At 64.3% G+C, this 22,144-nt stretch carries 24 protein-coding genes and 1 tRNA gene; 13 read left to right on the forward strand and 12 right to left on the reverse strand.

From position 1 onward, the window contains the following. Nucleotide 1: 1 nt before the first annotated feature. Nucleotides 2-778 (reverse strand): glycosyltransferase, encoded by a 777-nt coding sequence (locus tag MU553_RS02305; protein ID WP_247374569.1) that lies wholly within the window; start codon nt 776-778, stop codon nt 2-4. Nucleotides 779-890: 112 nt separating this feature from the next. Here MU553_RS02305 and MU553_RS02310 point away from each other — a divergent pair, with 112 nt between their 5' ends. Further along, a complete protein-coding gene (locus MU553_RS02310; RefSeq protein ID WP_247374572.1) occupies nt 891-3,332 on the forward strand; it encodes a DUF2298 domain-containing protein in 2,442 nt (813 codons plus the stop codon). A 6-nt stretch (nt 3,333-3,338) separates the two neighbouring features. On the opposite strand, the gene MU553_RS02315 is transcribed toward MU553_RS02310, so the two are convergent. Together MU553_RS02315 and MU553_RS02320 are read right to left on the reverse strand one after the other, a co-directional pair. After that, on the reverse strand, nt 3,339-5,240 hold the full coding sequence (locus tag MU553_RS02315) for a PAS domain-containing sensor histidine kinase (protein ID WP_247374574.1): 1,902 nt from the start codon (nt 5,238-5,240) through the stop codon (nt 3,339-3,341). Nucleotides 5,241-5,387: 147 nt separating this feature from the next. Further along, a complete protein-coding gene (locus tag MU553_RS02320; protein WP_247374577.1) occupies nt 5,388-5,645 on the reverse strand; it encodes an HAH_0734 family protein in 258 nt (85 codons plus the stop codon). 902 nt (nt 5,646-6,547) lie between these two features. On the opposite strand from MU553_RS02320, the gene MU553_RS02325 reads away from it, so the two are divergent. From MU553_RS02325 to MU553_RS02355, 7 genes are all read left to right on the forward strand, one after another. After that, nucleotides 6,548-6,832 carry a 50S ribosomal protein L44e gene (locus tag MU553_RS02325; RefSeq protein ID WP_247374580.1) on the forward strand — a complete coding sequence of 95 codons (285 nt, stop codon included), beginning with the start codon at nt 6,548-6,550 and terminating at the stop codon, nt 6,830-6,832. 3 nt (nt 6,833-6,835) lie between these two features. Beyond that, complete coding sequence (locus MU553_RS02330) at nt 6,836-7,009, forward strand: 30S ribosomal protein S27e (RefSeq protein ID WP_247374584.1); 174 nt, start codon at nt 6,836-6,838, stop codon at nt 7,007-7,009. Between the two features lie 6 nt (nt 7,010-7,015). Next, nucleotides 7,016-7,816, forward strand: coding sequence for a translation initiation factor IF-2 subunit alpha (locus MU553_RS02335; RefSeq protein WP_247374587.1), 801 nt, complete (start codon nt 7,016-7,018; stop codon nt 7,814-7,816). A gap of 30 nt (nt 7,817-7,846) precedes the next feature. Next, nucleotides 7,847-8,029, forward strand: a complete 183-nt coding sequence (locus MU553_RS02340; protein ID WP_247374605.1) for an RNA-protein complex protein Nop10 — start codon at nt 7,847-7,849, stop codon at nt 8,027-8,029. 5 nt (nt 8,030-8,034) lie between these two features. After that, entirely contained in the window at nt 8,035-8,790 is a 756-nt protein-coding gene (locus tag MU553_RS02345) for a proteasome assembly chaperone family protein (RefSeq protein WP_247374609.1), read from the forward strand. Nucleotides 8,791-8,854: 64 nt separating this feature from the next. Beyond that, complete coding sequence (locus tag MU553_RS02350; RefSeq protein ID WP_247374612.1) at nt 8,855-9,457, forward strand: J domain-containing protein; 603 nt, start codon at nt 8,855-8,857, stop codon at nt 9,455-9,457. A gap of 53 nt (nt 9,458-9,510) precedes the next feature. Then, nucleotides 9,511-10,239: a metallophosphoesterase gene (locus MU553_RS02355; protein WP_247374630.1), complete on the forward strand. Its 729-nt coding sequence runs from the start codon at nt 9,511-9,513 to the stop codon at nt 10,237-10,239. Here the strand turns inward: MU553_RS02355 and MU553_RS02360 are convergent. Further along, the gene (locus tag MU553_RS02360) at nt 10,231-11,487 is read right to left on the reverse strand and encodes an NAD(P)/FAD-dependent oxidoreductase (RefSeq protein ID WP_247374651.1); all 1,257 of its coding nucleotides are present in this window, start codon (nt 11,485-11,487) and stop codon (nt 10,231-10,233) included. The two genes, MU553_RS02355 and MU553_RS02360, sit on opposite strands and share 9 nt — an antisense overlap. Nucleotides 11,488-11,661: 174 nt before the next feature. On the opposite strand from MU553_RS02360, the gene MU553_RS02365 reads away from it, so the two are divergent. Genes MU553_RS02365 through MU553_RS02375 form a run of 3 tightly spaced genes read left to right on the forward strand, consistent with a single transcriptional unit; the run spans nt 11,662 to nt 15,427 of the window. Then, nucleotides 11,662-13,482, forward strand: coding sequence for a cytochrome c oxidase subunit I (locus MU553_RS02365; protein WP_345893346.1), 1,821 nt, complete (start codon nt 11,662-11,664; stop codon nt 13,480-13,482). 49 nt (nt 13,483-13,531) lie between these two features. Beyond that, nucleotides 13,532-14,722, forward strand: a complete 1,191-nt coding sequence (locus MU553_RS02370; RefSeq protein ID WP_247374654.1) for a threonine synthase — start codon at nt 13,532-13,534, stop codon at nt 14,720-14,722. Nucleotides 14,723-14,725: 3 nt separating this feature from the next. Then, nucleotides 14,726-15,427, forward strand: a complete 702-nt coding sequence (locus MU553_RS02375; RefSeq protein ID WP_247374657.1) for a LysE family translocator — start codon at nt 14,726-14,728, stop codon at nt 15,425-15,427. Here MU553_RS02375 and MU553_RS02380 read toward each other — a convergent pair. Further along, nucleotides 15,424-16,161 (reverse strand): HD domain-containing protein, encoded by a 738-nt coding sequence (locus MU553_RS02380; protein WP_247374661.1) that lies wholly within the window; start codon nt 16,159-16,161, stop codon nt 15,424-15,426. The two genes, MU553_RS02375 and MU553_RS02380, sit on opposite strands and share 4 nt — an antisense overlap. Before the next feature lie 350 nt (nt 16,162-16,511). Here MU553_RS02380 and MU553_RS02385 point away from each other — a divergent pair, with 350 nt between their 5' ends. Beyond that, nucleotides 16,512-17,237, forward strand: a complete 726-nt coding sequence (locus MU553_RS02385; protein WP_247374699.1) for a GNAT family N-acetyltransferase — start codon at nt 16,512-16,514, stop codon at nt 17,235-17,237. 7 nt (nt 17,238-17,244) lie between these two features. Here the strand turns inward: MU553_RS02385 and MU553_RS02390 are convergent, their stop codons facing one another. After that, entirely contained in the window at nt 17,245-17,907 is a 663-nt protein-coding gene (locus tag MU553_RS02390; RefSeq protein WP_247374717.1) for a DUF502 domain-containing protein, read from the reverse strand. A gap of 83 nt (nt 17,908-17,990) precedes the next feature. Between MU553_RS02390 and MU553_RS02395 the strand changes: the two genes are divergently transcribed. After that, complete coding sequence (locus MU553_RS02395; protein ID WP_247374730.1) at nt 17,991-18,491, forward strand: pyridoxamine 5'-phosphate oxidase family protein; 501 nt, start codon at nt 17,991-17,993, stop codon at nt 18,489-18,491. A 7-nt stretch (nt 18,492-18,498) separates the two neighbouring features. Here the strand turns inward: MU553_RS02395 and MU553_RS02400 are convergent, their stop codons facing one another. The 6 genes from MU553_RS02400 to sufD all read right to left on the reverse strand — a co-directional run bounded on the left by MU553_RS02400 (nt 18,499) and on the right by sufD (nt 22,140). Then, complete coding sequence (locus tag MU553_RS02400) at nt 18,499-18,660, reverse strand: hypothetical protein (RefSeq protein ID WP_247374732.1); 162 nt, start codon at nt 18,658-18,660, stop codon at nt 18,499-18,501. A 184-nt stretch (nt 18,661-18,844) separates the two neighbouring features. Beyond that, nucleotides 18,845-18,966: transfer RNA gene (locus MU553_RS02405), tRNA-Gln, on the reverse strand. A gap of 34 nt (nt 18,967-19,000) precedes the next feature. Next, complete coding sequence (locus MU553_RS02410) at nt 19,001-19,753, reverse strand: HNH endonuclease (RefSeq protein ID WP_247374753.1); 753 nt, start codon at nt 19,751-19,753, stop codon at nt 19,001-19,003. Nucleotides 19,754-19,869: 116 nt separating this feature from the next. Beyond that, on the reverse strand, nt 19,870-20,301 hold the full coding sequence (locus tag MU553_RS02415) for a metal-dependent transcriptional regulator (protein WP_247374756.1): 432 nt from the start codon (nt 20,299-20,301) through the stop codon (nt 19,870-19,872). A gap of 19 nt (nt 20,302-20,320) precedes the next feature. Further along, nucleotides 20,321-20,800, reverse strand: coding sequence for a ferritin-like domain-containing protein (locus MU553_RS02420; protein ID WP_247374758.1), 480 nt, complete (start codon nt 20,798-20,800; stop codon nt 20,321-20,323). A gap of 128 nt (nt 20,801-20,928) precedes the next feature. Next, nucleotides 20,929-22,140 carry a Fe-S cluster assembly protein SufD gene (sufD, locus tag MU553_RS02425; protein WP_247374775.1) on the reverse strand — a complete coding sequence of 404 codons (1,212 nt, stop codon included), beginning with the start codon at nt 22,138-22,140 and terminating at the stop codon, nt 20,929-20,931. Nucleotides 22,141-22,144: the final 4 nt, after the last annotated feature.

Genomic DNA, 22,144 nt, shown 5'->3' on the forward strand with positions numbered 1-22,144 from the left:
GTTACATCTCGGCGTCGTCGCGGTCGATGAGCGCCGGTTGCTCCTCGCGGCCCTTGGCGATCACGTTGTGCAGCCGGCTATCACGCAGTCGCTTCGCGCGATGCCGGGCGACGAACAGTGCCCGTCCCATCGACAGCGTCGTCCGAATCGGTGAGACAGTCGACCCCGGTTGGTCCTCCCAGTCGATGGGCACCTCCGCGATGCGCTGGTTCACCGCAGCGGACATCGCGATCAGTTCGATGTCCCAGGCGAACCCCGGCTCGTAGATGTGGTCGCGGATGCGGTCCCAGGTCGGCGCTGCGATCGCTTTGGCCCCACACTGGAAGTCGTGGAGATCGACATCCAGGAGGAGTCGACCGAGCAGCGCGAAGCCGTCGCCGAGGTATCGCCTCGCCAGCGTCTGGTGGCTGTGGATGGTCGCATCGGGATGACGCCGCGAGCCGACGGCCAGGTCCGCAGCATCGGTCAGCACCGGCCGGACGACTGCCGCCATGGAGGAAGCGGGCGTGCTCCCGTCGGCGTCTGCGAACGCCAGCACGTCCGCTTCCAGTCGTTCGAACCCGGCGGTGATCGCCGCACCCTTCCCTCGTCGGTACGGGGAAACGCCGACGGAAACCGGGAGGTCCTCCAGCGTTGCGACCATCTCCTTCGAGGGAACGTCGATCTCGACGCGGATCTCGGCGGGATCGAGCCGCTCGCGGAGGGCTCCGACGTACGAGGACAACCGCTCGGCATCGGGTCGGAACGCTGGTACGACGATCCCCAGAGACCGACTCATTGTGGTGAAAAATCAGATGGGAGTGTAAAAACTGTTCGACTTCACACCCTCGTATCGCGACGGAGGTACCGAGTCACAAGAGGTATAGGGCCGGACGCGCCTCTCTCGGGTGATGGCATACGGCCTCGTCGCGCTCTGGTTGGTCGTCTATCTCGCCCTCCTCCTGGCCGGCGTGCCGATCGCCGCGACGCTCTTCCCCCGACTGGCCGACAGGGGTCTCGGCGTCGCACTCCCCCTCTCCGCGGCGATCATCTGGCTCACGGGGTACTGGATCGGCCAGTTCTCCCTCGCACTCGCCGTCTGGGCGGGCCTCCTCACGCTGTTCGGCCTCGTCATCGCGCTCGTGTACGTCCGAGACGTCGAAATCGACGCGCGTGTCCTCGCAGAGACCGTCGGCGTGTTCACCGTTGCCTTTCTGTTCCTGATCGCGATTCGGGCAGTCGATCCCGCCGTCCACCCCCTCGGCGGGGAGAAGTTCCTCGATTTCGGCCTGCTGCAGTCGCTCCTCCGCGCAGAAACGTTACCGCCAGAGGACATGTGGTTCGCCGACGAGCCGGTGAAGTACTACTACGGCGGGCACCTGCTCGCGTCGCTGTTGACTCGGCTGACGGGCACCGAGCCGCAGTTCGCGTACAACCTCGCACTCGCCGGGTTCTACGCGATGCTCGTGACGGCGGCGTACGGACTCGCAGGCTCGATCACCGCAGATCGAGGCAGTCCCCGGTGGCTCGGCGGGCTAATGGGCGTGTTTTTCGTCGGCATCGCGAGCAACCTCTCGACGCCAAGTCGCCTTCTCATCTGGCAGTTGCCGGACGGTCTCGGCGGGTTCGTCGCGGGGCTGTTCTCGATGCCCGTCGAAGGGTTGGCCACGGGGACGCAGGCGTTCAGCTACTGGGACGCCAGTCGCATCATCGGGGGAACGATCAACGAGTTCCCGCTGTTCGCGTGGCTCAACGGCGACCTCCACGCGCACATGATGAGTACGCCGTTCCTCCTGCTGGTCGCGACGCTGCTCTACAGCTACTATCGGACTCCCGAAGCCGAGGTCACGCGGCGTCGGCTACTCGTTCTCGCGACGCTCCCCCCGCTGGCAGGGTTGTTGGCCGTCGTCAACACCTGGTCGTTCCCCAGCGTCGGAGGGCTGACCCTGCTGACCCTGTATTTCGCTCCGAGCGACCCGCGGACGCTCGCTCCGTCGCCGATCGCCAACCGACTCGCTCGACCGGACCGCTGGACGAGCGACGAACTGGCGAGACTGGCGACGGCCGGCGCGGTCGGCGTCCTCGTCGTCGTCATCGGCGTCGTCGTCTCAGGGCCGTTCTGGTTCGGAACAGCGAGCGGGCGTAGCCTCGGCCTCTTCCCCGACCGGAGCGCCCTCGGCCCGCTCGTCACGGTTCACGGCACCTTCCTGCTCGTGTTCGTCCCGTATCTCCTCAGATACGCGCTCCCAAAAGTAGAGAACGCCGGACGCGTCGCGGTCATGCTTCTGCTGGTGGTCGGCATCGGCGTCCTCAGTAAGGCTCCCGCTGTCGCCCTGTTCGCCCCGCTCATCGCCGTCGGCTGGGCGCTTAACCGACTCGACGCTGGTCGTGCCGGGCGCGCCACAGGCGCTGAACGGACAGACGGTGGCCGCGACGCCCAACCCACGAACGGGACAGCGAGGGCGACAGACGGCGACGCCGAACAGTTGCTTGGCAGTGAGGAGACCGCGGGTGCAGCGGCGACCGAGTCGGCAGACGAACGGCAGCCTGGGCTCCTGTCCGAACTGGGCTTCGAGTCAGTGTTGCTCATCGCCGGGGCCGGACTGGTGGTGCTCGTCGAGTTCCTGTACGTCAAAGAACAGGCTGGACCCGGGCGGATGAACACGGTGTTCAAGACCTACATGCAGGTGTGGGTTCTGTGGGGCGTCGCCGCTGGGGCAGCCCTGACCGACCTCGTCTGGCGACACCGGCCGTCGCTGGCACTCAGCGGCGGTCGCTGGAAACCGACACTCCGGATCTTCGCCGTGGTGTTGATCGCAGCGACGTCCATCTACGGTGGCCTCGCGCTCACCGATCACTTCACGGCCGAGGGGCCGACGTCACAAACCGACGATCCGACGCTGAACGCGACGCTGTTCGTCGGGACGACTCACGCCGACGAAGCGCCCGCGATCCGCTGGCTCGATCGACAGCCCGGACGACCGACCATCGTGTCGGCCCCCGGCGGCTACCGATGGAACGCACCGATGGGCCACGGTGCGAGCGCGGCCGCCAGCCTCACGGGCGTCCCGACCGTCGTCGGCTGGCACCACGAGATCGGCTACCGCGGCGAGGAGGCGTACGAACGCCGGGCGAGCGACGTGCGGACGATCTACACCGGTCCTTCGGGCGACCAGGCGCGGCTGTTGACCGAGTACAACGTGAGCTACGTCTACGTCGGGCCGGCCGAGCGGACGACGTACGGTCCGGTCGACGTGGCCCAGCTCGAGGGAGTGACGGTGGCGAGACAGTGGGACGAGGTCACGATCTATCGCGTCGATCAGAGCGAACTCACCGCTGCGGAACCGTTGTAACTGCGCTCAGACCGCGTCGACCCCAGTGATCTCGAACCGTGCCCCGCCCTGCCGGCTCTCGGTCACCGAGATCGTCCAGCCGTGTGCCGCCACGATCTGCTCGACGATCGACAGCCCGAACCCGGTTCCGCCGTCGCTCGTCGAGAACCCCGACTCGAAGATCTGCTCGCGTTCGGCTTCCGGGATGCCCGGGCCGTCGTCCGCGACGAAAAAACCGTCCGACTCGCTGTCGGTGAGGCAACCGACGCGAATCGTGACGTCAGCGCTCCCGTGTTCGATCGAGTTCCGAAAGAAGTTCTCCAGGAGTTGCTGGAGGCGATTCCGGTCGGCCTCGATCGCGAACGCGTCTTCGACGAGGAGCGTTCCCGCTTCCGTCTGGACGTGGGACCAGGCGGCGTTGGCGACGGCAGCGACGTCGACCGGTTCGAGTTCACTGACAGTCCGGCCTTTGCGGGCGAGTGCCAGCACCTCGTCGATGATCTCGCCCATCCGTTCGTGTGCCTGCTCGGCTTTGCGGTAGTGGCTCTCGTCGCCGGTTTCGGCGTACAGTTCGAGTCGCCCCTGCGCGACGTTGAGCGGGTTCCGCAGGTCGTGAGACACCACGCTGGCGAAGCGGTCGAGTCGCTCGTTCTGTCGCTGGAGTTCCCGCTCCCGGTCCCGCAGTGCCTGTTCGCGACTGGTCGCCGCCAGCGCCGTCTGGAGGTTCGCGGCCAGGACCTTCGCGAGCGCCACGTCGGATTCGTCGAAGTCGTCGGGCGCGGTAGACCCGATCAGCAGGACGCCGTAGTCACCGAGCGGCAGGATGAACTCGCTTCGAATCTCCGTCTGCGGGTTGTACGCCTCGGACGTCTCGCTGACGTCGGCGAACACGCGTGCCTCCCCGCGCTCGAACACGTCCCAGGCGATGCCATCACCGCGCTCGAATCGGATGTCCGGGTCGAGCAACGTCGCGGCCCCCTCGGACACCACGACAGGGACGAGCGCATCCGTGACCTCGTCGTACCAGAACATCCCGTTGACCGGCATGCCGAGGACGTTACTCACCGTTCGGCTGGCGATCCGACCGACGTCGTCCGGTTGCTCGGCCGTCATCATCTCGCGCGTCGCGTCGTGGAGCGCCTCCAGCGCCTGCTCTCGGCGTTTCCGCTCGGAAATGTCGCGCATCACGCCGACCGTCCCGGCGAACTCCCCGTCCGGGGACGGGAGGAGCGCGATGTTGTTTTCACAGGGAATCCGCTCGCCGTCCCTGGTGACGAGGTCCATTTCGACGGTGCCGCGCTCGCGCTCGCCGGCGAGCAGGCGCTCGATGAGTGCCGTGCCGTCGGCGACGTCGTCCTCGTCGATGACCGTCGTGACGTGCTCGCCGACGAGTTCGTCGGTCCCGTAGCCAGCCAGACTGCACGCCGCATCGTTGACCATCGTGATGACCCCGTCGGGGTCGAGCGTGTAAATCACGTCTCCCACCGTGTCGAGCATCGTCTCGTAGCGCCGTTCGTTGGCCTCGAACGCCCGTTCGCGTCGGTACCGCTCGACGGCCGAGACGGTGCGTTCCCCGACTGTCGCGGGCGACACGCCGTCCGGCCCGCCGGGGAGGTACTCGGTGACGCCGGCCTGGAACGCCTCGCGCGCGACAGTGGAATCACTGTTGGCAGGGTACAGCAGCACCGGGAACACGGGATCGGTTTCGCGCACGCTGCGAAGCAGGTCGAGGCCGGTTGTCTCCGGTAGCTGCTGGCCAGTGACGAGGCAATCGACCGCCCGGTCTGCGATGCGAGTCACGACGTCTGTCGGTGCCGTCTCTGAGACGGTGAGGCGTCCATGGCTCCGTTCGAGACCTGCAGCTACGGCCGCGTCGTGCGTTCCAGGAACCCAGGCTACCCTCACCACCTCCCGCTCGGCAACCCCCATACTCACTATTACTGTGCAAACTCCTATAAATAGACTATCAAATTATCAACCCCGCATCGCCGGCGAACGACCAAGCGGGGAAACAGCTGGGGAGTGAAGCAGTGCTCTGCGGTGTCGCAGCGCGAGTGTGAAACGAAAGCGAGACAGTTAGAGGAAGTTCTTGGCGACGACCCCGATCTCGTCGGCGTCGGCGTCTACGGTTTCGAGGTGGTTCGGGATGTAGTCGCGGCGCTGGTAGTCCTCGTACTCGTCTTCCTTGCCGATGGTGCACCACAGCTGGACGCGGTCGGGACCGTGCCACTCACCCTGGCGCTGGATGCCGAAGCAGACGTACTCCTCGCCGTCGTACTCGATGACGGCGTTCTTCCGGATGCCTGGGTCCCCGTGAATGATGAGCTGCTTCATGGCCCGAGGTTCGTATGACCGTCCATTAAGCGTTCCGAAGCCACGTTTTTCCCGCTCGGGTGAGCGCGGAGCGCTCACCGTTCGCGGCAAAAACGTGGGCGAAAAAGGCTGAACGCTCGGCTTCGCCTCGCGTTCAGTGAACCGCACTCCCTGCGGTCGCGCGGATGCTTGCTGCTCACTGCGTCTGCGAACACATCAAATTCATAGTATTACATACATAGGTCTGAAACATGCATCGACGCTCATTTCTGGCGACTGGGGGTACATCGGTCAGTTTGTTCAGTGGAGGTTGTTTGTCTCTATTTGAGGATTCCTCAATTCAGCTGGGGTATCTAGACGTTGGTAACTTTGACAGGGAACAACACGAGTTCGATGTTCAAGTCAAGCGGGACGGCAAACAAGTGCACTCTTCATCACACACTATTGCTGGGAAAGACGGAAACGTCGTTCACAGTGAGGCAGTCGAGTGTACGTGGGGAAGCACCGCTGGGGAATATACAGTGTCCGCCAGAGTGGACAGCAATGAATGGAGGAACCAGTCACTACTTCCCGCAGATACTTTGGTTAGTTCTGAAACCGATTGTGTTGTTGCGGGTGTCTGGTATCGCTTTGATGGCCTAGAATTTCAAATCGGGAGTGGTTGTAACCGTGATTATGACGAAATGTGTTCGTTCACCTCTCAGTAGCCCCTCTATACTGACCACCAGCATCCGGCGCGCGCAGCGCGCCGGTTCACCGACGGCGAACGAAGTGAGCCGTCGGCCTTTTTCACCCATGTTTTTGCCGGGAGTGGTTCCCGCAGCGAACGAAGTGAGCGAGGAAACCCGACCGGCAAAAAGATGGGCTTGAAACCAAACGGGTTTTAATGGGGACTCTCATACGGGAACACAAGGTCGATATCTATGCAGATGCCACGCCGATTTAACACGTACTGTCCGCACTGCAACGAACACCAGGAACACGAGGTCGAGAAGGTCCGTTCCGGCCGTTCCTCGGGAATGAAGAAGGTCAACGACCGCCAGCGCAAGCGCCGCGGGAGCGGCATCGGGAACAAAGGTAAGTTCTCGAAGGTGCCCGGTGGGGACAAGCCCACGAAGAAGACCGATCTGAAGTACCGCTGCTCGGAGTGTGGCAAGGCTCACCTCCGCGAGGGATGGCGCGCAGGCCGACTCGAGTTCCAGGAGTAAACGATGGCAGGAAACTTCTCTACCGTCGAGTGTCCGGACTGTGAGAACGAACAGACTGTCTTCGAGAAAGCCGCCACGGAGGTCTCCTGTGCGGTGTGTGGTCACACGCTGGCCCGCCCGACCGGTGGCCTGGCGACTATCGAAGGCGAAATCGTTGAGACCGTCGAGGCACGATAAGCCCACATGAAGTACAGTGGCTGGCCAGAGCCCGGCGAGTTAGTCGTCGGACGCATCGACGAGATCGAAGACTTCGGTGTGTTCGTCGACTTGGACGAGTACGAAGACAAGCGTGGCCTCTGTCACATCAGCGAGGTCGCGTCCGGGTGGATCAAGAACGTCCGCGACCACGTCAGCGAGGGCCAGACGGTCGTCGCCAAAGTGCTCGAGGTCGACGAGGAGTCCCAACAGATCGACCTCTCGATCAAGGACGTCAACAACCACCAGCGCAAAGACAAGATCCAGGAGTGGAAAAACGAGCAGAAGGCCGACAACTGGATGGCCGTCGCCTTCGGCGAGGACATGGCCGACGAGAAGTACGCGGCCATCGCCAACGAGTTCCTCGCCGCGTTCGGCTCGATGTACGACGGGTTCGAGCAGGCCGCCATCCACGGCCAGGAAGCGCTCGACGACACCGACCTCTCCGAGGAAGAGATCGACGCCATCGTCGAGACCGCACGCGAGAACGTGTCGGTCCCGTACGTCAACGTCACCGGCTACGTTGACCTCCGCTGTCCGGATTCCGACGGCGTCGAGATCATCCGCGACGCCCTCAAAGCGGCCGAGGGCAACGGCGAGATCCCCGAGGAGGTCGACCTCGACGTCACGTACGTCGGCGCGCCCGAGTACCGCATCAAGGTGAAAGCGCCCGACTACAAGACCGCCGAGAGCCACCTCGAAGAGAGCGCCCAGCGCGCCAGCGAGGTCGTCGCCGAGCACGGCGGCACCGGCGAGTACCACCGCGAACGCAACACCGAGGAAGAGTAACGGCAGTTCGTCGGCCACGTTTTCACTGCCATGAAATCAGACATCCACGTCTGCGCTGCCTGGGAATCCGAGCACGACCGGCCGGTGTACACCCTCGGTGACGCCTGTCCGGAGTGTGGCGCTCCAGCAGTCAACAGTGCCCCGGCGCCGTTCAATCCCGAGGATCCGTACGGAAAATATCGACGCGCTATTAAACGCCGGAACCGCGACTAAGCCGTATGGACGAATTCGAGACTGAGGCGCTCGCGGACCCAGAGCTTTCTGACCCGGTGCTGGTCGAGGGGTTGCCCGGCGTCGGTCACGTGGGGAAACTCGCCGCCGAACATCTGCTCGAAGAACTCGACGGCGAGCCGGTGCGGAAGGTGTACTCGCAGCACTTTCCACCCCAGGTCAGTATCGACGAGGGTCGCTCTGAACTCGCCAACGCCGAGTTCCACGCCGTCCAAACCGACCAGGGCCAGGACCTGCTGGTGTTGACCGGCGACCACCAGGCCCAGGACAACCGGGGTCACTACCGGATGACCGACCAGTTCCTCGACGTCGCCGAGGAGTTCGGCGTCGAACGCGTGTTCGCGCTCGGCGGCGTGCCGACGGGCGAACTCATCGAAGAGTACGACGTCCTCGGCGCCGCGACGAGTACGGCGTTCGTCGACGAACTCGAAGACGTTGGCGTGGAGTTCCGCGAAGACGAACCCGCGGGCGGCATCGTCGGCGTCAGTGGCCTCCTCCTGGGTCTCGGCGAGCGCCGCGACCTGGACGCGGCGTGTCTGATGGGCGAAACGAGCGGCTACCTCGTCGACCCCAAGAGCGCCCAGGCGGTCCTGACGGTGCTGCAGGACCTCGTCGGATTCGACGTCGACTTCGGGTCCCTGGAAGAGCGGGCCGAGGAGATGGAAGAAGTCGTCAGGAAGATCCAGGAGATGGAACAGGGGACGCCGACGCCGACCGACGAAGACCTCAGGTACATCGGATAACACTCCGCCGCGGGAGAGTGTCGACTTCGAGACTTTCTTTATCGACGGCCGCGTAGCGCTCACCGTGCTTCCAGAGGCGCTGGACACGCTGCCGCAGTGGGTGGTCGACGGTGCGCTGCTCGGACTCGCACTCAGTTTGGCAGTCGCTGGGCTCTTCTACGTGCTAGTCCGCTTTTTTCCGAGCGAGACGCCGGAGTACCAGACAGAAGTCGACAGCGAGACCCGCCGTCGGGCGGAGATGCGCGACTACCTCGACGCCATCGGCGAGCAGTACGCCGAGGGTCACTTCGTCGAAGGCCAGCACGTCGCCTTCTACCTCCCCAAGCGCGACGTCGCCATCACTTTCGACGCGCGAGCGTACTACCGCATCGCTCGAACCGACACCGAACCAGTCCTGGTCGAACACGAACTCCCGGGCGTCGCCCTCGGCTATCGGCTCCCGTTCGAGACGCCAGACGTGGACTTCGGGGCTGACGAGAACGGACGACTCTCACCCCGCGAGGCCGCCCACGCCGCCCTCGGTCTCCCGGTCGGTGCCACGGTCGACGAGATCAAAGGCGCCTACCGCGAGAGAGTCAAGGAGGTCCACCCGGACCACGGCGGCGACGAGGACGAGTTCAAGCGCCTCCGCGAGGCCTACACGACGGCGAAGAAACACGCGGGCTAACCGTCGTCCCGCGGACGCCAACCATTTAGCTGCCCGACCCAGACCCACCGCCAATGGACTTACTCGTCCGCGACAGAGCGGTGGTGCTGGGCGACACCCTCGTCTGTGCGGACCTCCACGTCGGGAAGGGCCGGACCTCGAACGTCGAGATTCCCCTCGGCGAGCGCGACCACCTGGTCGACCGACTCACTGCGCTGGTCGATCGATACGAGCCCGAGGAAGTCGTCTTCGCCGGTGACCTGCTCCACTCGTTCGACCGCGTCCCCTCGCTCGCCGAAGACACGGTGACCGCACTGGAACGAATCTGTCGCGACGCTGGCGCCCGTCCGATCGTCACGCCCGGCAACCACGACACGATGCTCGACGTGGTCTGGGACGGCCCCACGGAGCACGAGTACGTCCTCGACGGCGTCGAGTGGTCACGTCGAGACGGTGCGGACGGCGAGACCGGCCCGGTCGTCGCCTGTCACGGCCACGTGGAACCGGACACGGCGGCGGCCCTGTACGTCGTCGGTCACGACCACCCGACGATCACCATCGAGGGCCAGAAGTGGCACTGCTATCTCTACGGCGAGGGCGTCTACGACGGCGCGGACGTGCTCATGCTCCCGGCGTTCACGAAGCTCGTCGCGGGCGTCTCGATCAACCGCCGGTTCGGCACGGCCGGGCTCAACTCGCCGCTCGTCTCGAACCTCGACCGGTTCCAGCCGATCGTCTGGGACGGGAACGCCGAGGAGACGCGTCGGTTCCCCCCGCTCGGCGAGTTCCGGAACTTACTCTAGTAGCGTCTCGGCGGCGACGCGACCGCTTTCGAGCGCACCCTGGATCGACGACCAGCGCGTGTAATCGCCGGCGAGGACGACCGGCCCGTCCGGCGCGTCCACGTCCGGAAGGCGCCGGCGGAAGCCCGGTGGCTGGTCGAACTGCGCGACCTCGACGCGCTCGGTGTGGAGCAGGTCCAGGTCGTCGAACCGCCGCTCGGGGTACCACTGTCCGAGCACCTCGCGGGCGCGGCCGAGGAGCGCGTCGTCGGAGTCATCGGGCGTCCCGAGCCACGTCGCTGACAGGAGCGTCCTGTCGTCCGGTGCGTACTCGGGCGCGACCGTCGAGAGCGGAACGACCTGATTCGGCTCGGCGTCCCGAGCGTTGAGGATGATCTTCTTCCCCGTGTCGAGTTCGACGTGCCCGGGCAGGTCGTAGTACTGGGTGACACACCCTTTCGTTCCAGTCGGAACCTCCGCGACGCCCGTCAACTCCGCCGCCGTCGGCGGATCGGTTGCCACGACCGCGCCGTCGGCCTGCAGCGTCTCCCCATCGGTTTCGATCGTGACGGTGCCGTCGCTGTGGGGTTCGAGCGCCTCGACAGCGGTTCCACACTGGACGGCAGCGCCAGCTGCTCGGGCCTTGTCGGCGAGTTGCTGGGTGATCGCGCCCATGCCGCGGGCCGGGATCGCCGTCCGTCCCGCTCGGAGCATTTTGAACGTGTAGCGGAAGACGCCAGCGTCGCCCGACAGCGACCGATCGAGCGTGATGCCGCCGTAGAACGGGGCAGCGAAGTTGTCGACGAACTTCCGGGAGAACCCCTGGTCTAGCAGGTACGCCTCGATGGACTGCTCCGATCCGTCGAAACAGTCTGCGGGGTCCCGTCCGGCGAGTTCGCGCCCGAGCGTGAGCAGCCGGAGCTTGTCCCCGAACGTCACGTCGGTGTTGAAGATCGTGTCGCTCAGGTCGCCCAGGCTTCGGGGTTCGGCAAGGACCGACCGGCGTCCGGGATGTGCGATCGTCGCACCGCCAGTGAAGTATCGGAGGTCGAGGTCCGCGTAGTCCAGTTCCCGCTGTGCGGCGGGGTACGCAGTGAAGAGGACCTGGAACCCGTGGTCGAAGACGTAGCCGCCCTCGCGGGTCGAGCGGACTCGACCACCGACCTCCTCGCGCCGTTCGAGCAGCGTCACGTCCACGCTGGCGTCGGCGAGGTGCCGAGCAGCAACCAGTCCAGCCAGTCCGCCGCCGACGACCACGACCCGTGTCATGCCAGCAGCTTCGGACTGCGACCACTAAACGACAGTGGGGTCAGCCCGCCGCGCGGCGAGTTGCCGGAGCGACGAATTCGCAAGCCGGACTTACTGCGAGTACGCCGAGCGTAGTGACGCGCACAGTGGAGTTGCCACTAAATAACTATCCGGCGACCGTCCCTGGGTCCCGCTATGGCGGTGTCATCGCTGGTCCTGGCAGCGGCAGTAATGGGGCTTCTCCTGCTCGTCATCGCGTTCTGGCTCGATTACCGTGTGGCGAACCGCTCGTACAGCGTCCTCGGTCTCGATCGACTCGGCTCACCGAGCACAGTGCTCGACGACGTCGGGATCTACGGGGGCGAAACCGAACACGAGGAAAAGCCCAGCGGCATCACGCGCTGGCTGACGACGGTCGACCACAAGGACATCGGCATCATGTACGGCGTGTACGCGGTCATCGCGTTCGCGTGGGGCGGCATCGCGATCACGTTGATGCGGACTGAGCTGATCACGCCGAACCTGGCACTCCTCGACGCCAACTTCTACAACGCATTGCTCACGAGTCACGGAATCACGATGCTGTTCCTGTTCGGGACGCCGATCATCGCGGCGTTCGCGAACTACTTCGTCCCGCTGTTGATCGGGGCCGACGACATGGCGTTTCCTCGTATCAACGCCATCGCCTTCTGGCTGCTCCCGCCCGGTGCCCTGCTCATCTGGGGCGGCTTCCTCATCCCGAGTATCGCGGCGTCACAGACGTCCTGGACGATGTACACACCGCTGTCGGTCGAACAGGTCGGCGCCGGTGCGGATCTGATGATGCTAGGGCTTCACCTCACCGGCGTCTCGGCGACGATGGGGGCGATCAACTTCATCGCGACGATCGTCAGCGAACGCGGGGATGACGTCAACTGGGCGAACCTCGACATCTTTTCGTGGACGATCCTGACCCAGTCGGGGATCATCCTGTTCGCGTTCCCGCTACTGGGCAGCGCGCTCATCATGCTGCTGCTGGACCGGAACGTCGGCACGACCTTCTTCACCGCCGATGGTGGCGGCGCGATCCTCTGGCAGCACCTGTTCTGGTTCTTCGGCCACCCCGAAGTGTACATCCTCGTGTTGCCGCCGATGGGCCTGGTCAGCTACATTCTCCCGCGGTTCTCCGGGCGGCGGCTGTTCGGGTTCAAGTTCGTCGTGTACTCGACGCTCGCGATCGGCGTCCTCTCCTTCGGGGTCTGGGCGCACCACATGTTCTCGACCGGGGTCGCACCACAGCTAAAAGTGAGCTTCATGGCAGTCTCGTTAGCGATCGCGATTCCGAGTGCGGTGAAGACGTTCAACTGGATCACGACCATGTGGAACGGGAAACTCCGTCTGACGACGCCGATGCTGTTCTGTATCGGCTTCGTCGCCAACTTCATCATCGGCGGGGTCACCGGCGTCTTCCTCGCGTCGATTCCCGTCAATCGCCTCGTTCACGACACGTACTACGTGGTCGGGCACTTCCACTACATCGTGATGGGAGTGATCGGATTCGGTGCGTTCGCCGCCATCTACTACTGGTTCCCCATCTTCTCCGGGCGGATGTATCAGCGCACGCTCGGAAAGTGGCACTTCTGGCTCTCGATGCTCGGGACGAACATCGCCTTCTTCGCCATGCTTCTGCTGGGCTACGCGGGCATGCCGCGCCGGTACGCCAGCTACGAAGTCACCGTCGCCCCACAGGAGTTACTGACGCTCCTCCATCAGGTCACGACGCTCGGCGCGTTCCTCCTGCTCGTCGGCCAGATCATCTTCGTCTGGAACGTCGTCCAGTCGTGGGCCGAAGGCCCCGTCGTCGGCGAGGACCCCTGGAACCTCCAGGAGGAGACGCCAGCGCTGTTCGGGCGCGAATACGCCTGGCACGAACGGCGGCTGGAAACCGCGATCGCCGACGGCGGCGAGGACTCGGACGCCACGGACGAAGACCCGAGCGCCGAAACCGGGTCGGAACCGGATTCCGACGACCGCTGACCGAGCGCGAACCCGCAGAGATTAGTCGGTCGCGGTCCGAGCGACGACCATGAACATCTCTTCAGCGGTCCACGAACTCGTCTGTACGGACTGTGCGGCCACGTTCGATCCGGCCGACCAGACGCACCGCTGTCCCGACTGCGACGGCTTTCTCACCGTCGACTACGATCTCGATGCGGTCGACGTCACGCCCGAGACACTGACAGCCCGTCGCTTCGACGGCGTCGAGCGGTACGCAGAACTCCTGCCCTTCGAACGGGAAGCGCTCGTCTCGACGGACGAAGGGACGACGCCGCTGGTCGAGTGCCCGACGCTGGCCGAAGAACTCGGCGTTGGCCGGGTGTTGGTCAAAGACGAGGGGCGAAACCCGACCGGGAGCGTCGCGGACCGCGGCCTCGCGCTCGCCGTAGCTGCGGCACGCGCTCACGACGCCAGCGACGTGGCACTCCCGACCACCGGGAACGCCGGACAGTCCGCGGCCGCCTACGCTGGCCGCGCGGGACTCGCCTCCCACTCGTTCGTCCCGTCGCGAGCGACGTTCGGGAACAAGGCGATGATCAACGTCCACGGCGGCGACATGTCCGTCGTCGGCGGCCGGTACGACGACGCCGCGGAGGCCTTCGCCGACGCGATCGCCGACGAGGACTGGTACTCCGTCGCCGCCTTCGAGACGCCCTACCGCGTCGAGGGCCAGAAGACGCTCGCCTACGAACTCGCCGAGCAACTGGACTGGGACGCCCCCGACGCGGTCGTGTATCCGACCGGCCAGGGCGTGGGTCTCGTCGGCCTCCAGCGAGGGGCGAAGGAACTGGCCGAACTGGGTCTGATCGACGACACGCCCGCACTGTACGCTGCCCAGGCGGAGGGCTGTGCGCCCATCGTCGAGGCCGTCGAGGAAGACCGCGACGAGCACGAGCCGACCGAGGTACCGGACACCATCTGCGGTGACATCGAAATCGCCGATCCCGCGGGCGGGTCGCTCGTCCTCGAGGCGATTCGCGAGAGCGACGGTGGCGCGGTCGCGGCCGACGACAAGGACGTCCTGGAGAGTGCGGTCACGGTCGCTCAGGACGAGGGCGTCGAGATGGGGGCGAGCAGCGGGGCAGCAGCCAGCGGTGCCGCAGCGCTCGCCGACGCCGGCGAATTCGACGCCGACGACACCGTCGTGCTCGTCAACACCGCTGCGGCCGACAAGGAAGCCGACGTGCTCCGCAGTCACCTGATGAGCAAAGGGATCTAACGCATGGCTGCTGGTGGTCTCGTCTCGACGCTGTTCGCGGGCGTGGTCTTCGGCGTCGCGCTCGCCGCACCGCCGGGGCCGATGAACGCCATCATCGCCGAGGAGAGCGTCGTCCGCGGCTGGGTCGCCGGCTTCACCGCCGGCCTCGGTGCGATGACCGCCGACGCCTGTTTCTTCCTGCTCGCGCTGGTGGGCATCGTCACGGTCGTCCAGGAACAGCCGACGCTCCGAGGCCTGATGATCCTCGCTGGCGGCGGTCTCATGCTGTACTTCGCCTACGGCGCCGTGGGCGACGCCCGGGAACAGTTCAGTTCGGAGTCGACCCAGCTGGCCGAAGACGACGCGGCGACCGGCCGCGGCTTCCAGAAGGCGTTCGTGCTCGCGCTGACGAACCCGTATCAGATCGCGTTCTGGTTGACCGTCGGCGTCGGCCTGCTCGAACCAGGCACCGTCGACATCCTGTCGAAAACGCCGTACGTCGGGTCGTCACTCACGGGCGTGCTCGTCGTAACCACCGGAAGCCCGGCACTGATCGCGGGACTGTTCGGCGGGATCGTCCTGTGGATCGTCGGCTTCCCGGCGACGCTCGTTGCGGCGGGCCGACGCGTCGACCGCCTCGCACCGCTCGTCGCGGCGGGGAGCGCCGTCGTCCTCGGCGGCTTCGGCGTCTACTTCCTCGTCGACGGCGTGACGACGCTGAGCTAGTCGTCCTCGGCGGCTTCGGCGTCGAGTTTCGTGGCCATCTCGGGACTCAGCTCGGCGTCCGACCCGCCCATCATCGCGACCTCGTCTTCGAGCCACTCCTGGAACCACTTGACGCGTTTGAGCCGGCGATGGACCAAGCTCTCGGCGGCGTCGCTCTCGACGCGTTCGGCCGCGTCCCGACCGCGTTCGAGGACGCGGCCGACCATCTCCGACGAGTCCATGTGCGTCCGGGACTCGTAGCCCATCCGCAACAACATTAGTGCCGTGCCGTTCGCACCGATCTTGTCCAGCAGGTCCGCTTCGATGAGACACTGCGTCTCGAGTGGCAGATCGGTCAAATCCCCCTGATAGGAGTGGTCGCGGACCGCCGCACACACTTCGTCGATGAACGACTGCGGGTAGTCTGCGTGCGTATTGAGGTACTCGCGTGCAATGCGGGCACCCTCCTCGGCGTGGACGTCCTGGTCGGCTTCCAGTTTGGCGATGTCGTGAAAGAGCGCTGCGACCCTGGTGACGTCGACGTTCGCTCCCTCTTTCTTGGCGATGCCGGTGGACAACTCGACGACGTTCATGATGTGATTGAACCGGTAGGCCGCAGAGTGCCAGGGATACCATCGCATCCGACCGCCCTCGTCCTCGTTCTCGACGCTCGCCTCCAGATAGTCGTGGACGAAGGCTTTCATCTCCTCGAATTCCGCGTCCGAGACGGGTGATTCCCGTATCTCAACACCCACGGAACCACCTCCAAATATAACGTTCGTTGTTCATCTTACGGATATAAAGGCGTCTGCGGGTCTTTAGCGTTACGACACCCCACAAACCGGCTCTGGACCCACAGCAAACGACCAGCGGTTGCCCATTCGGCGGCCGGCTAACTGAGTCTTAGGTGGGCAACAGCGTCGAAACGACCGATTACTGATCTGCAGATACGACATTCGTATCAGCCAACCACTAAGGGGCTACCCGTATCGACCAGAACAGAGACCGCAGCCGAACGACGGAAGGTGACGCGGAATCCGGCATACGTGTACAAAACCTGACGACGAGACGTAGATTTATGATAGCGACACACATACGTGGCTGTATGAAGGTGAGAGAGGTAACTGCCGACGACCAGGCGGCGATTCGGGAGATCGCCAAACGGTCGCTTCAGGCATCGTACTCGTTGAGTCCGCAGACGATAGAGAGCGCCGTCAGACAGTGGTACGACCCCGACGAGTTCGAAGCGAAGGTGACCGGTGACGAGGTGCTGATCTTCGTCGCCGAGGAAGGGGACGAACCCGTCGCCTTCACCGAGAACGCGCTGCTCGAAGAGGGCGAGGCAGACGTGCTCTGGTTGCACGTCCACCCCGACTACCGCGGCCAGGGGATCGGGTCGGAGTTGTTCGAGACGACCCGGAGTCGCCTCGAAGACTACGGCGTGACGCGCCTGCACGGTCGCGTGCTCGCGATGAACGAAGCCGGGAACACGTTCTACAGGAATCAGGGCTTCGAGAAGGTGAGCGAGGGCGAGGTTCGGATCGACGACAGCCCGTACACGGAAGCGATCTACGTCGAAGCCGAACCCACGGGCCTGCAGCCGCTCACCGACGACGGGAAGACGGTGTACGTCGACCACGACGACATCGAGCGCGGCTCGCTGGCCAGTTTCCACGTCGTCTACACCGACCAGGACCGGCAGGAGCGGTACGGCTACCACTGTGCGAAGTGTGACACGCTCGCGAACGCGATGGACTCCATGGGGCGCATCGAGTGTGGCACCTGCGGCAACAGCCGCAAGCCGACCCGCTGGGACGCCTCGTACCTGTAACTCTCCCTTAGGGAGACGTGTTCTGCATCTCGGCCTCGTTTTGCAGTTCGGCGAGTTCCTCCTGCCGCTCGGCGATCCCGGTCGTCACCAGCAAACGAATCCCCCGGCGAACGCTCATGTCCAGGTGCTGCACTTGCTCCGCGGGCGCCATCACCAGATTCCCACCGGTCGGGTTCGGGCTTTTCGGGACGAAGACGTTGTACACGTCGCCCCCGGCGATCGATTCGACCTGCGCCGGACTGTCACCGGTGACGAAGCCCAGCGCGTAGATCCCCTCGCGGGGATACTCGATGAGCACGACGCTCTCGTAGCGGTTCGATCGCTCAACGAGCGCGTTCGATACCTGGCGGACGCTCGAATAGATCGTCCGGACCAGCGGGACCAGTCCGATCCCGCGGTCGATCCAGCCGAACACTCGCTGGCCGAAACTCCGCTGCGCGAGATACCCCAGTGCGACGACCGTCGAGACGATGATAACGAGCGCGAGACCCTGTGCGACGACGTGAATGTTCGCAGTGTACGTGGCGAGTTGCGTCCCCTGGACCACCGGGTCGATGAACGTCGTGAGCCAGTTGACGAGAACTCGGAGGACGAAGATCGTCACCACGAGCGGCGCGATCAGCGCGATACCGGCGATGAAACTATCCCGCAGTACCTTCCCGAGACCCATGTGATGTCCTGTCCTGGCGGCGACAAAAGGATGTGGTTCGGGGCCGGGACAACGCTTTCCCACTCTGTCCCGTATCGACGACAGTGACCAACACGGACGACGCGCCGACCGCAGACGGGCCATCGGACGAGCCGTTTCCGCTCAGCGGCCCCTGGACCCACTCGGACCTCTCGGCGTTCCTCGACGAGGCCACCGTTCCGATCCGCGTGAGCTGTCACACGCCCTCGGGCGGCCTCTGGATGCTCTCGCTGTGGTATCGCTACGAGGACGAGCAACTGTGGTGTGCAACCGGTGCCGACGCCGACATCGTTCGGTTCCTGCGCGCGGACCCCCACGTCGCCTTCGAGATCTCCGTCAACGAACCGCCCTACAGAGGCGCCCGCGGCCAGGGAACGGTCACGGTCGATGCCGACCCCGAGAAGACGGTGCTCCGCGAGCTCCTGGATCGCTACCTCGGTGGAACGGACTCGACGCTCGCCCAGAAACTCCTCTCGGCGGACCGAGAGGAGGTGTCACTCCGGATCGATCCGACGACTGTCGCCACATGGGACTACAGCGACCGGATGAAAGACGCAGTCGAGTGACCGGAACTCACCTGCTACTCTGCCCCCGGCCGTCCGGAGAGACGTAGAACCGCAGGAACAGATAGTACAGGACCACGACCGTGAGGCCCAGGGCGACGCCCAGAACCGAATCGAGGAACAGGTGAAGCTGCGTCGGCTGCCCCGCATGCAAGATGAACGGCGAAATCATACTCAACGTCGGTTTCAGTAACAACTACAACGTCGTGTACTTGAAAGCTACTGATTCACTTCAGGTTAGTGTCGGGTTTTTGTCATAGTCCCGAGCGGATTCGAACCGCGAAGACTCGAATCCTCTCGTCTTCTGGGCTCGGATCCACAGGACGATTCACTCCTCACATTCGTTCGTCGCAGAATAGTCCCGAGCGGATTCGAACCGCTGTCAGAGGCTATCCTCAGAACACACTCCGAATGTATGATTCGGATTGGAGTATGCTCTTCCAAAGGCCTCTATGATTGGCCACTACACCACGGGACTTCGATTGGTGATGTGGCGTACAGCCGTAAGAAGATTACCTTTCCGGAGAGGGTGACGGAGCGCTGATGTTTCGTTCTTCAACGTGGCGGTGGCAGCTCCGGCACAGCGTGATCACGTTGTCGAGCGTATGCGCTCGTTGGGGGTCCTCAAACTCACGAACGGGCGTGAGATGATGGACATCGGGCCGCTTGCCGAGCTCCTGGGCTGTTTTTCCACATTGCTGACAACGATTGTCGTCCCTGGCGAGCGCCGCTCGTCTCACCGTCCACCACCGGCCCCCATACTTCGCCTTACCGCCCTCCCACTGATGGTGGTCCTCGCCAGTGACGTTCTCGGACAGCCATTCACCGTAACAATCAAAGTCACAGAAAACACCGCGTTCGTTCCGTTCAACTCGAGTGGGGCGAACCCTTAGTTCGCACCCACAGCCCCCACATTCGACCGTCACCCTTTCGAGCGGTTCGCTGGGATTCTCGGGGAGAAGCCCGTTGGCGCCCGCAACGCACTCCTGACAGTACACGCCGTCTTTGTCCGATGGATAATACTCGAACTCGTCGCCGCACACCGCGCAGGTCGCCGTCTCCGTGGCGTCTTTCCAGTTGCCGTTGTTCACGCCGTCCTCCGAGTAACAGTCGTCGCAGTACGTACGCTGAGCCTTCGGGTCGTAGAACTCGCAGCCACAGTCAACACATTCCCTGTTTGGAAGCGGTTCGTCGTGAACTTTCGTGTGGTGTTGTCGCATCCCCCGTTCCGTGTTGAGCATCTTCCCACAGGTCGGACACTCCATACTCGCATTGCGGTTAGATGTTTGAAAAGTACACCCCAGCCACAGTGAAAGTGAAACTAAACGTGCAAACTCAGCTAGGAACCAAATCGATCGGGAATTCGTCGCGGCGACAACAATCAGTCCGCCGCGTCGACTTCGAGTTCGAGGAGCGCACAGACGTCCTCGTCGGGCGCGAAGCAGTCCGGACACTGCGGCTCCCGGTCGATGATGGTGTCGAGGCGGTCGGCGACCGTCTCGTCGATGACCGGTTCGAGTTGCTTTGCCTCGTGGCGGAACTCCTCGACGTCGAGCACTTCGTAGAGGAAGCGTTCGATGATGCAGTACGTCTGGAGCGCCTCGCTGGCCTGGACGATCCCCTCGTCGGTCAGCGTGACGCCCTTGTACTTCTCGTGGTCGAGCAGGCCGCGGTCTTCGAGTTTGCCGATCATTTCGTTGGCGCTCGCCGGACTGACGTCGAGCATCTCCGCGACGCGCCCGGTCGAGGCCGGCCCGTCCGCTTCCTCCTGGACGAGATAGATTGCCTTCAGATATTGGTCTGCTGTGTTCATCGAATCCACCCCTGAATGCTCATTCGCGTGCCTCCATGAGATCCGTCACGTCCTCGACGCCGTCGGCTTCGTCGTCGCGAATCGCCGACAGCGTCCCGAGGAGACGGTCCCGGTCGATACTGAACTCCGCGTCGGACTCCTCGATCGCATCGATGAGGTCGTCGTAGAACTTGTACGCGGTTTCCTCGTTGCACAGTTGGTCGTAGAGGATGCCGTCGAAGTCCGCTTCCGCTTCGTACTGAGCGGCGACGAGTCCTTTGATCTCCTCGAAGGGGATCGTGTCGGCATCGAGTTCGTCGATCAGATCCTCGAGTTCGTCGCGATGGGCCGCCGATTCCGCGGCGGCCTCGTCGAGTAGCGCTTCGAGTTCCGGATCGTCCACGTCGAGGCTCTTCTCGTGTTCGCCCGCCCGCGCCTCGACGACCTCCTCCAGGACGACCCCGATCTGGAGCAGTCGCGCAAGCTGGTGGTCCGAGGAGACGGGCTGCTCGACGCTCATGGCGACCACCCCGCGTCCTCGACGACCTGTACCGCGAGCATGTCCACTACTCCGAGCGGGCCCAACTTAAGTCCGCTGTCACGCACTGCCGGGTCACGGTCGTGCGAAAAACGAAGTGGATTCGGTGGTTATTCTCGCAGCCGCTGTGCGATCAGTTCTTCTAAGTCGTCGCGGAGCTCGTCGACTTCGACCTCGTCGAGGACGGGGACGAAGAACCCTTCCACGAGCATGTTCTTGGCGACCTGCTCCGGGATGGACCGAGAGGTCATGTAGAACATGTCCTGTTCGTCCACCTGGCCGACCGTCGCGGAGTGGCTGGCCTCGGTGTCGTGGTTGTTGATGATCAGCTTCGGGGACGCGTCGGCCTCGCTCTCGTCGGAGAGCATCAGCGTGTTCTCGCGCTGGTAGGAGTTAGTGTCCCAGGCCTGGCGACCGACGTCCTGGACGCCCTCGTACACCGAGCGGGCGTGGTCGTCGAGGACGCCGCGGGTGATCAGGTCCGCCGTCGTGTGTTCGGCCTCGTGCCAGACGCGGGAGCCGAGATCGAAGTGCTGGTCCTCGTGGCCGAAAAAGGCGCCGACGATCTTCGACTCCGAGGAGTCGCCCAGGAGGCGTGTCTCGACGCTCGTCTTCGTCAGGCGCGAACCGATGTTGCCTTCGATCCAGTTGACCTGGCCGTAGGTGTCGGCGTGGCCGCGCTTGACCGAGAAGTTGTACGTCTCCTCGTCGAGCTGCTGGAGCGCCCCGTACTGGACGTGGGCGTTCTCGCCGGCGACGGCCTCGACGATCCCGCTGTAATAGCGGGCACCGTCGCGATCCTCGCCGGTCTCTTGCTTTTCGAGGATCGTGACCGAGGAAGACTCCTCGGCGACGACGAGCGTGTAGTTGAACAGCGACTGGCTGTTCATCGTCGTCCGGATCTTCACGTCCTCGGCGTCGACGCCCTCGGGGACGTAGACGAGCGTGCCGGCCGAGAACAGCGCCGTCGACAGCGCGGTCAGATAGTTGCGCTGCGGATCGACGACGCTACCGAAGTGTTCCTCGACGACGTCTTCGTGCTGGTCGAGCGCCTCGTCCCAGGAGAGGACGTCGACGCCCTCGGCCTCGACGCGGTCTTTCTCCTGTGCCCGGTCCAGCGGGTCGACGAAGCTCTCGTAATCGAGCGCGTCGAGGTTCGTCCAGTCGCGACCCGGCGTCCGGATGACGTCCGGCATGTCGAGGTCGGCAAGCGCCTCGAGCGCCTCCAGTCGCGTCTCGAGGAGCCACTCGGGCTCGTCGAGGTCCTCGCTGATTGTCGTTACCTGCTCCTCCGTGAGGTTGGCGTGTACCTGCGTGCTCATGTGT

The sequence above is a fragment of the Halorientalis brevis genome (genome assembly GCF_023077655.1).

Coding starts and splice junctions, on each gene's coding strand:
- MU553_RS02305 (WP_247374569.1), bottom strand. CDS start 778: ATGAGTCGGTCTCTGGGGATCGTCGTACCAGCGTTCCGACCCGATGCC.
- MU553_RS02310 (WP_247374572.1), top strand. CDS start 891: ATGGCATACGGCCTCGTCGCGCTCTGGTTGGTCGTCTATCTCGCCCTC.
- MU553_RS02315 (WP_247374574.1), bottom strand. CDS start 5,240: ATGGGGGTTGCCGAGCGGGAGGTGGTGAGGGTAGCCTGGGTTCCTGGA.
- MU553_RS02320 (WP_247374577.1), bottom strand. CDS start 5,645: ATGAAGCAGCTCATCATTCACGGGGACCCAGGCATCCGGAAGAACGCC.
- MU553_RS02325 (WP_247374580.1), top strand. CDS start 6,548: ATGCAGATGCCACGCCGATTTAACACGTACTGTCCGCACTGCAACGAA.
- MU553_RS02330 (WP_247374584.1), top strand. CDS start 6,836: ATGGCAGGAAACTTCTCTACCGTCGAGTGTCCGGACTGTGAGAACGAA.
- MU553_RS02335 (WP_247374587.1), top strand. CDS start 7,016: ATGAAGTACAGTGGCTGGCCAGAGCCCGGCGAGTTAGTCGTCGGACGC.
- MU553_RS02340 (WP_247374605.1), top strand. CDS start 7,847: ATGAAATCAGACATCCACGTCTGCGCTGCCTGGGAATCCGAGCACGAC.
- MU553_RS02345 (WP_247374609.1), top strand. CDS start 8,035: ATGGACGAATTCGAGACTGAGGCGCTCGCGGACCCAGAGCTTTCTGAC.
- MU553_RS02355 (WP_247374630.1), top strand. CDS start 9,511: ATGGACTTACTCGTCCGCGACAGAGCGGTGGTGCTGGGCGACACCCTC.
- MU553_RS02360 (WP_247374651.1), bottom strand. CDS start 11,487: ATGACACGGGTCGTGGTCGTCGGCGGCGGACTGGCTGGACTGGTTGCT.
- MU553_RS02365 (WP_345893346.1), top strand. CDS start 11,662: ATGGCGGTGTCATCGCTGGTCCTGGCAGCGGCAGTAATGGGGCTTCTC.
- MU553_RS02370 (WP_247374654.1), top strand. CDS start 13,532: ATGAACATCTCTTCAGCGGTCCACGAACTCGTCTGTACGGACTGTGCG.
- MU553_RS02375 (WP_247374657.1), top strand. CDS start 14,726: ATGGCTGCTGGTGGTCTCGTCTCGACGCTGTTCGCGGGCGTGGTCTTC.
- MU553_RS02385 (WP_247374699.1), top strand. CDS start 16,512: ATGAAGGTGAGAGAGGTAACTGCCGACGACCAGGCGGCGATTCGGGAG.
- MU553_RS02390 (WP_247374717.1), bottom strand. CDS start 17,907: ATGGGTCTCGGGAAGGTACTGCGGGATAGTTTCATCGCCGGTATCGCG.
- MU553_RS02400 (WP_247374732.1), bottom strand. CDS start 18,660: ATGATTTCGCCGTTCATCTTGCATGCGGGGCAGCCGACGCAGCTTCAC.
- MU553_RS02410 (WP_247374753.1), bottom strand. CDS start 19,753: ATGGAGTGTCCGACCTGTGGGAAGATGCTCAACACGGAACGGGGGATG.
- MU553_RS02415 (WP_247374756.1), bottom strand. CDS start 20,301: ATGAACACAGCAGACCAATATCTGAAGGCAATCTATCTCGTCCAGGAG.
- MU553_RS02420 (WP_247374758.1), bottom strand. CDS start 20,800: ATGAGCGTCGAGCAGCCCGTCTCCTCGGACCACCAGCTTGCGCGACTG.
- sufD (WP_247374775.1), bottom strand. CDS start 22,140: ATGAGCACGCAGGTACACGCCAACCTCACGGAGGAGCAGGTAACGACA.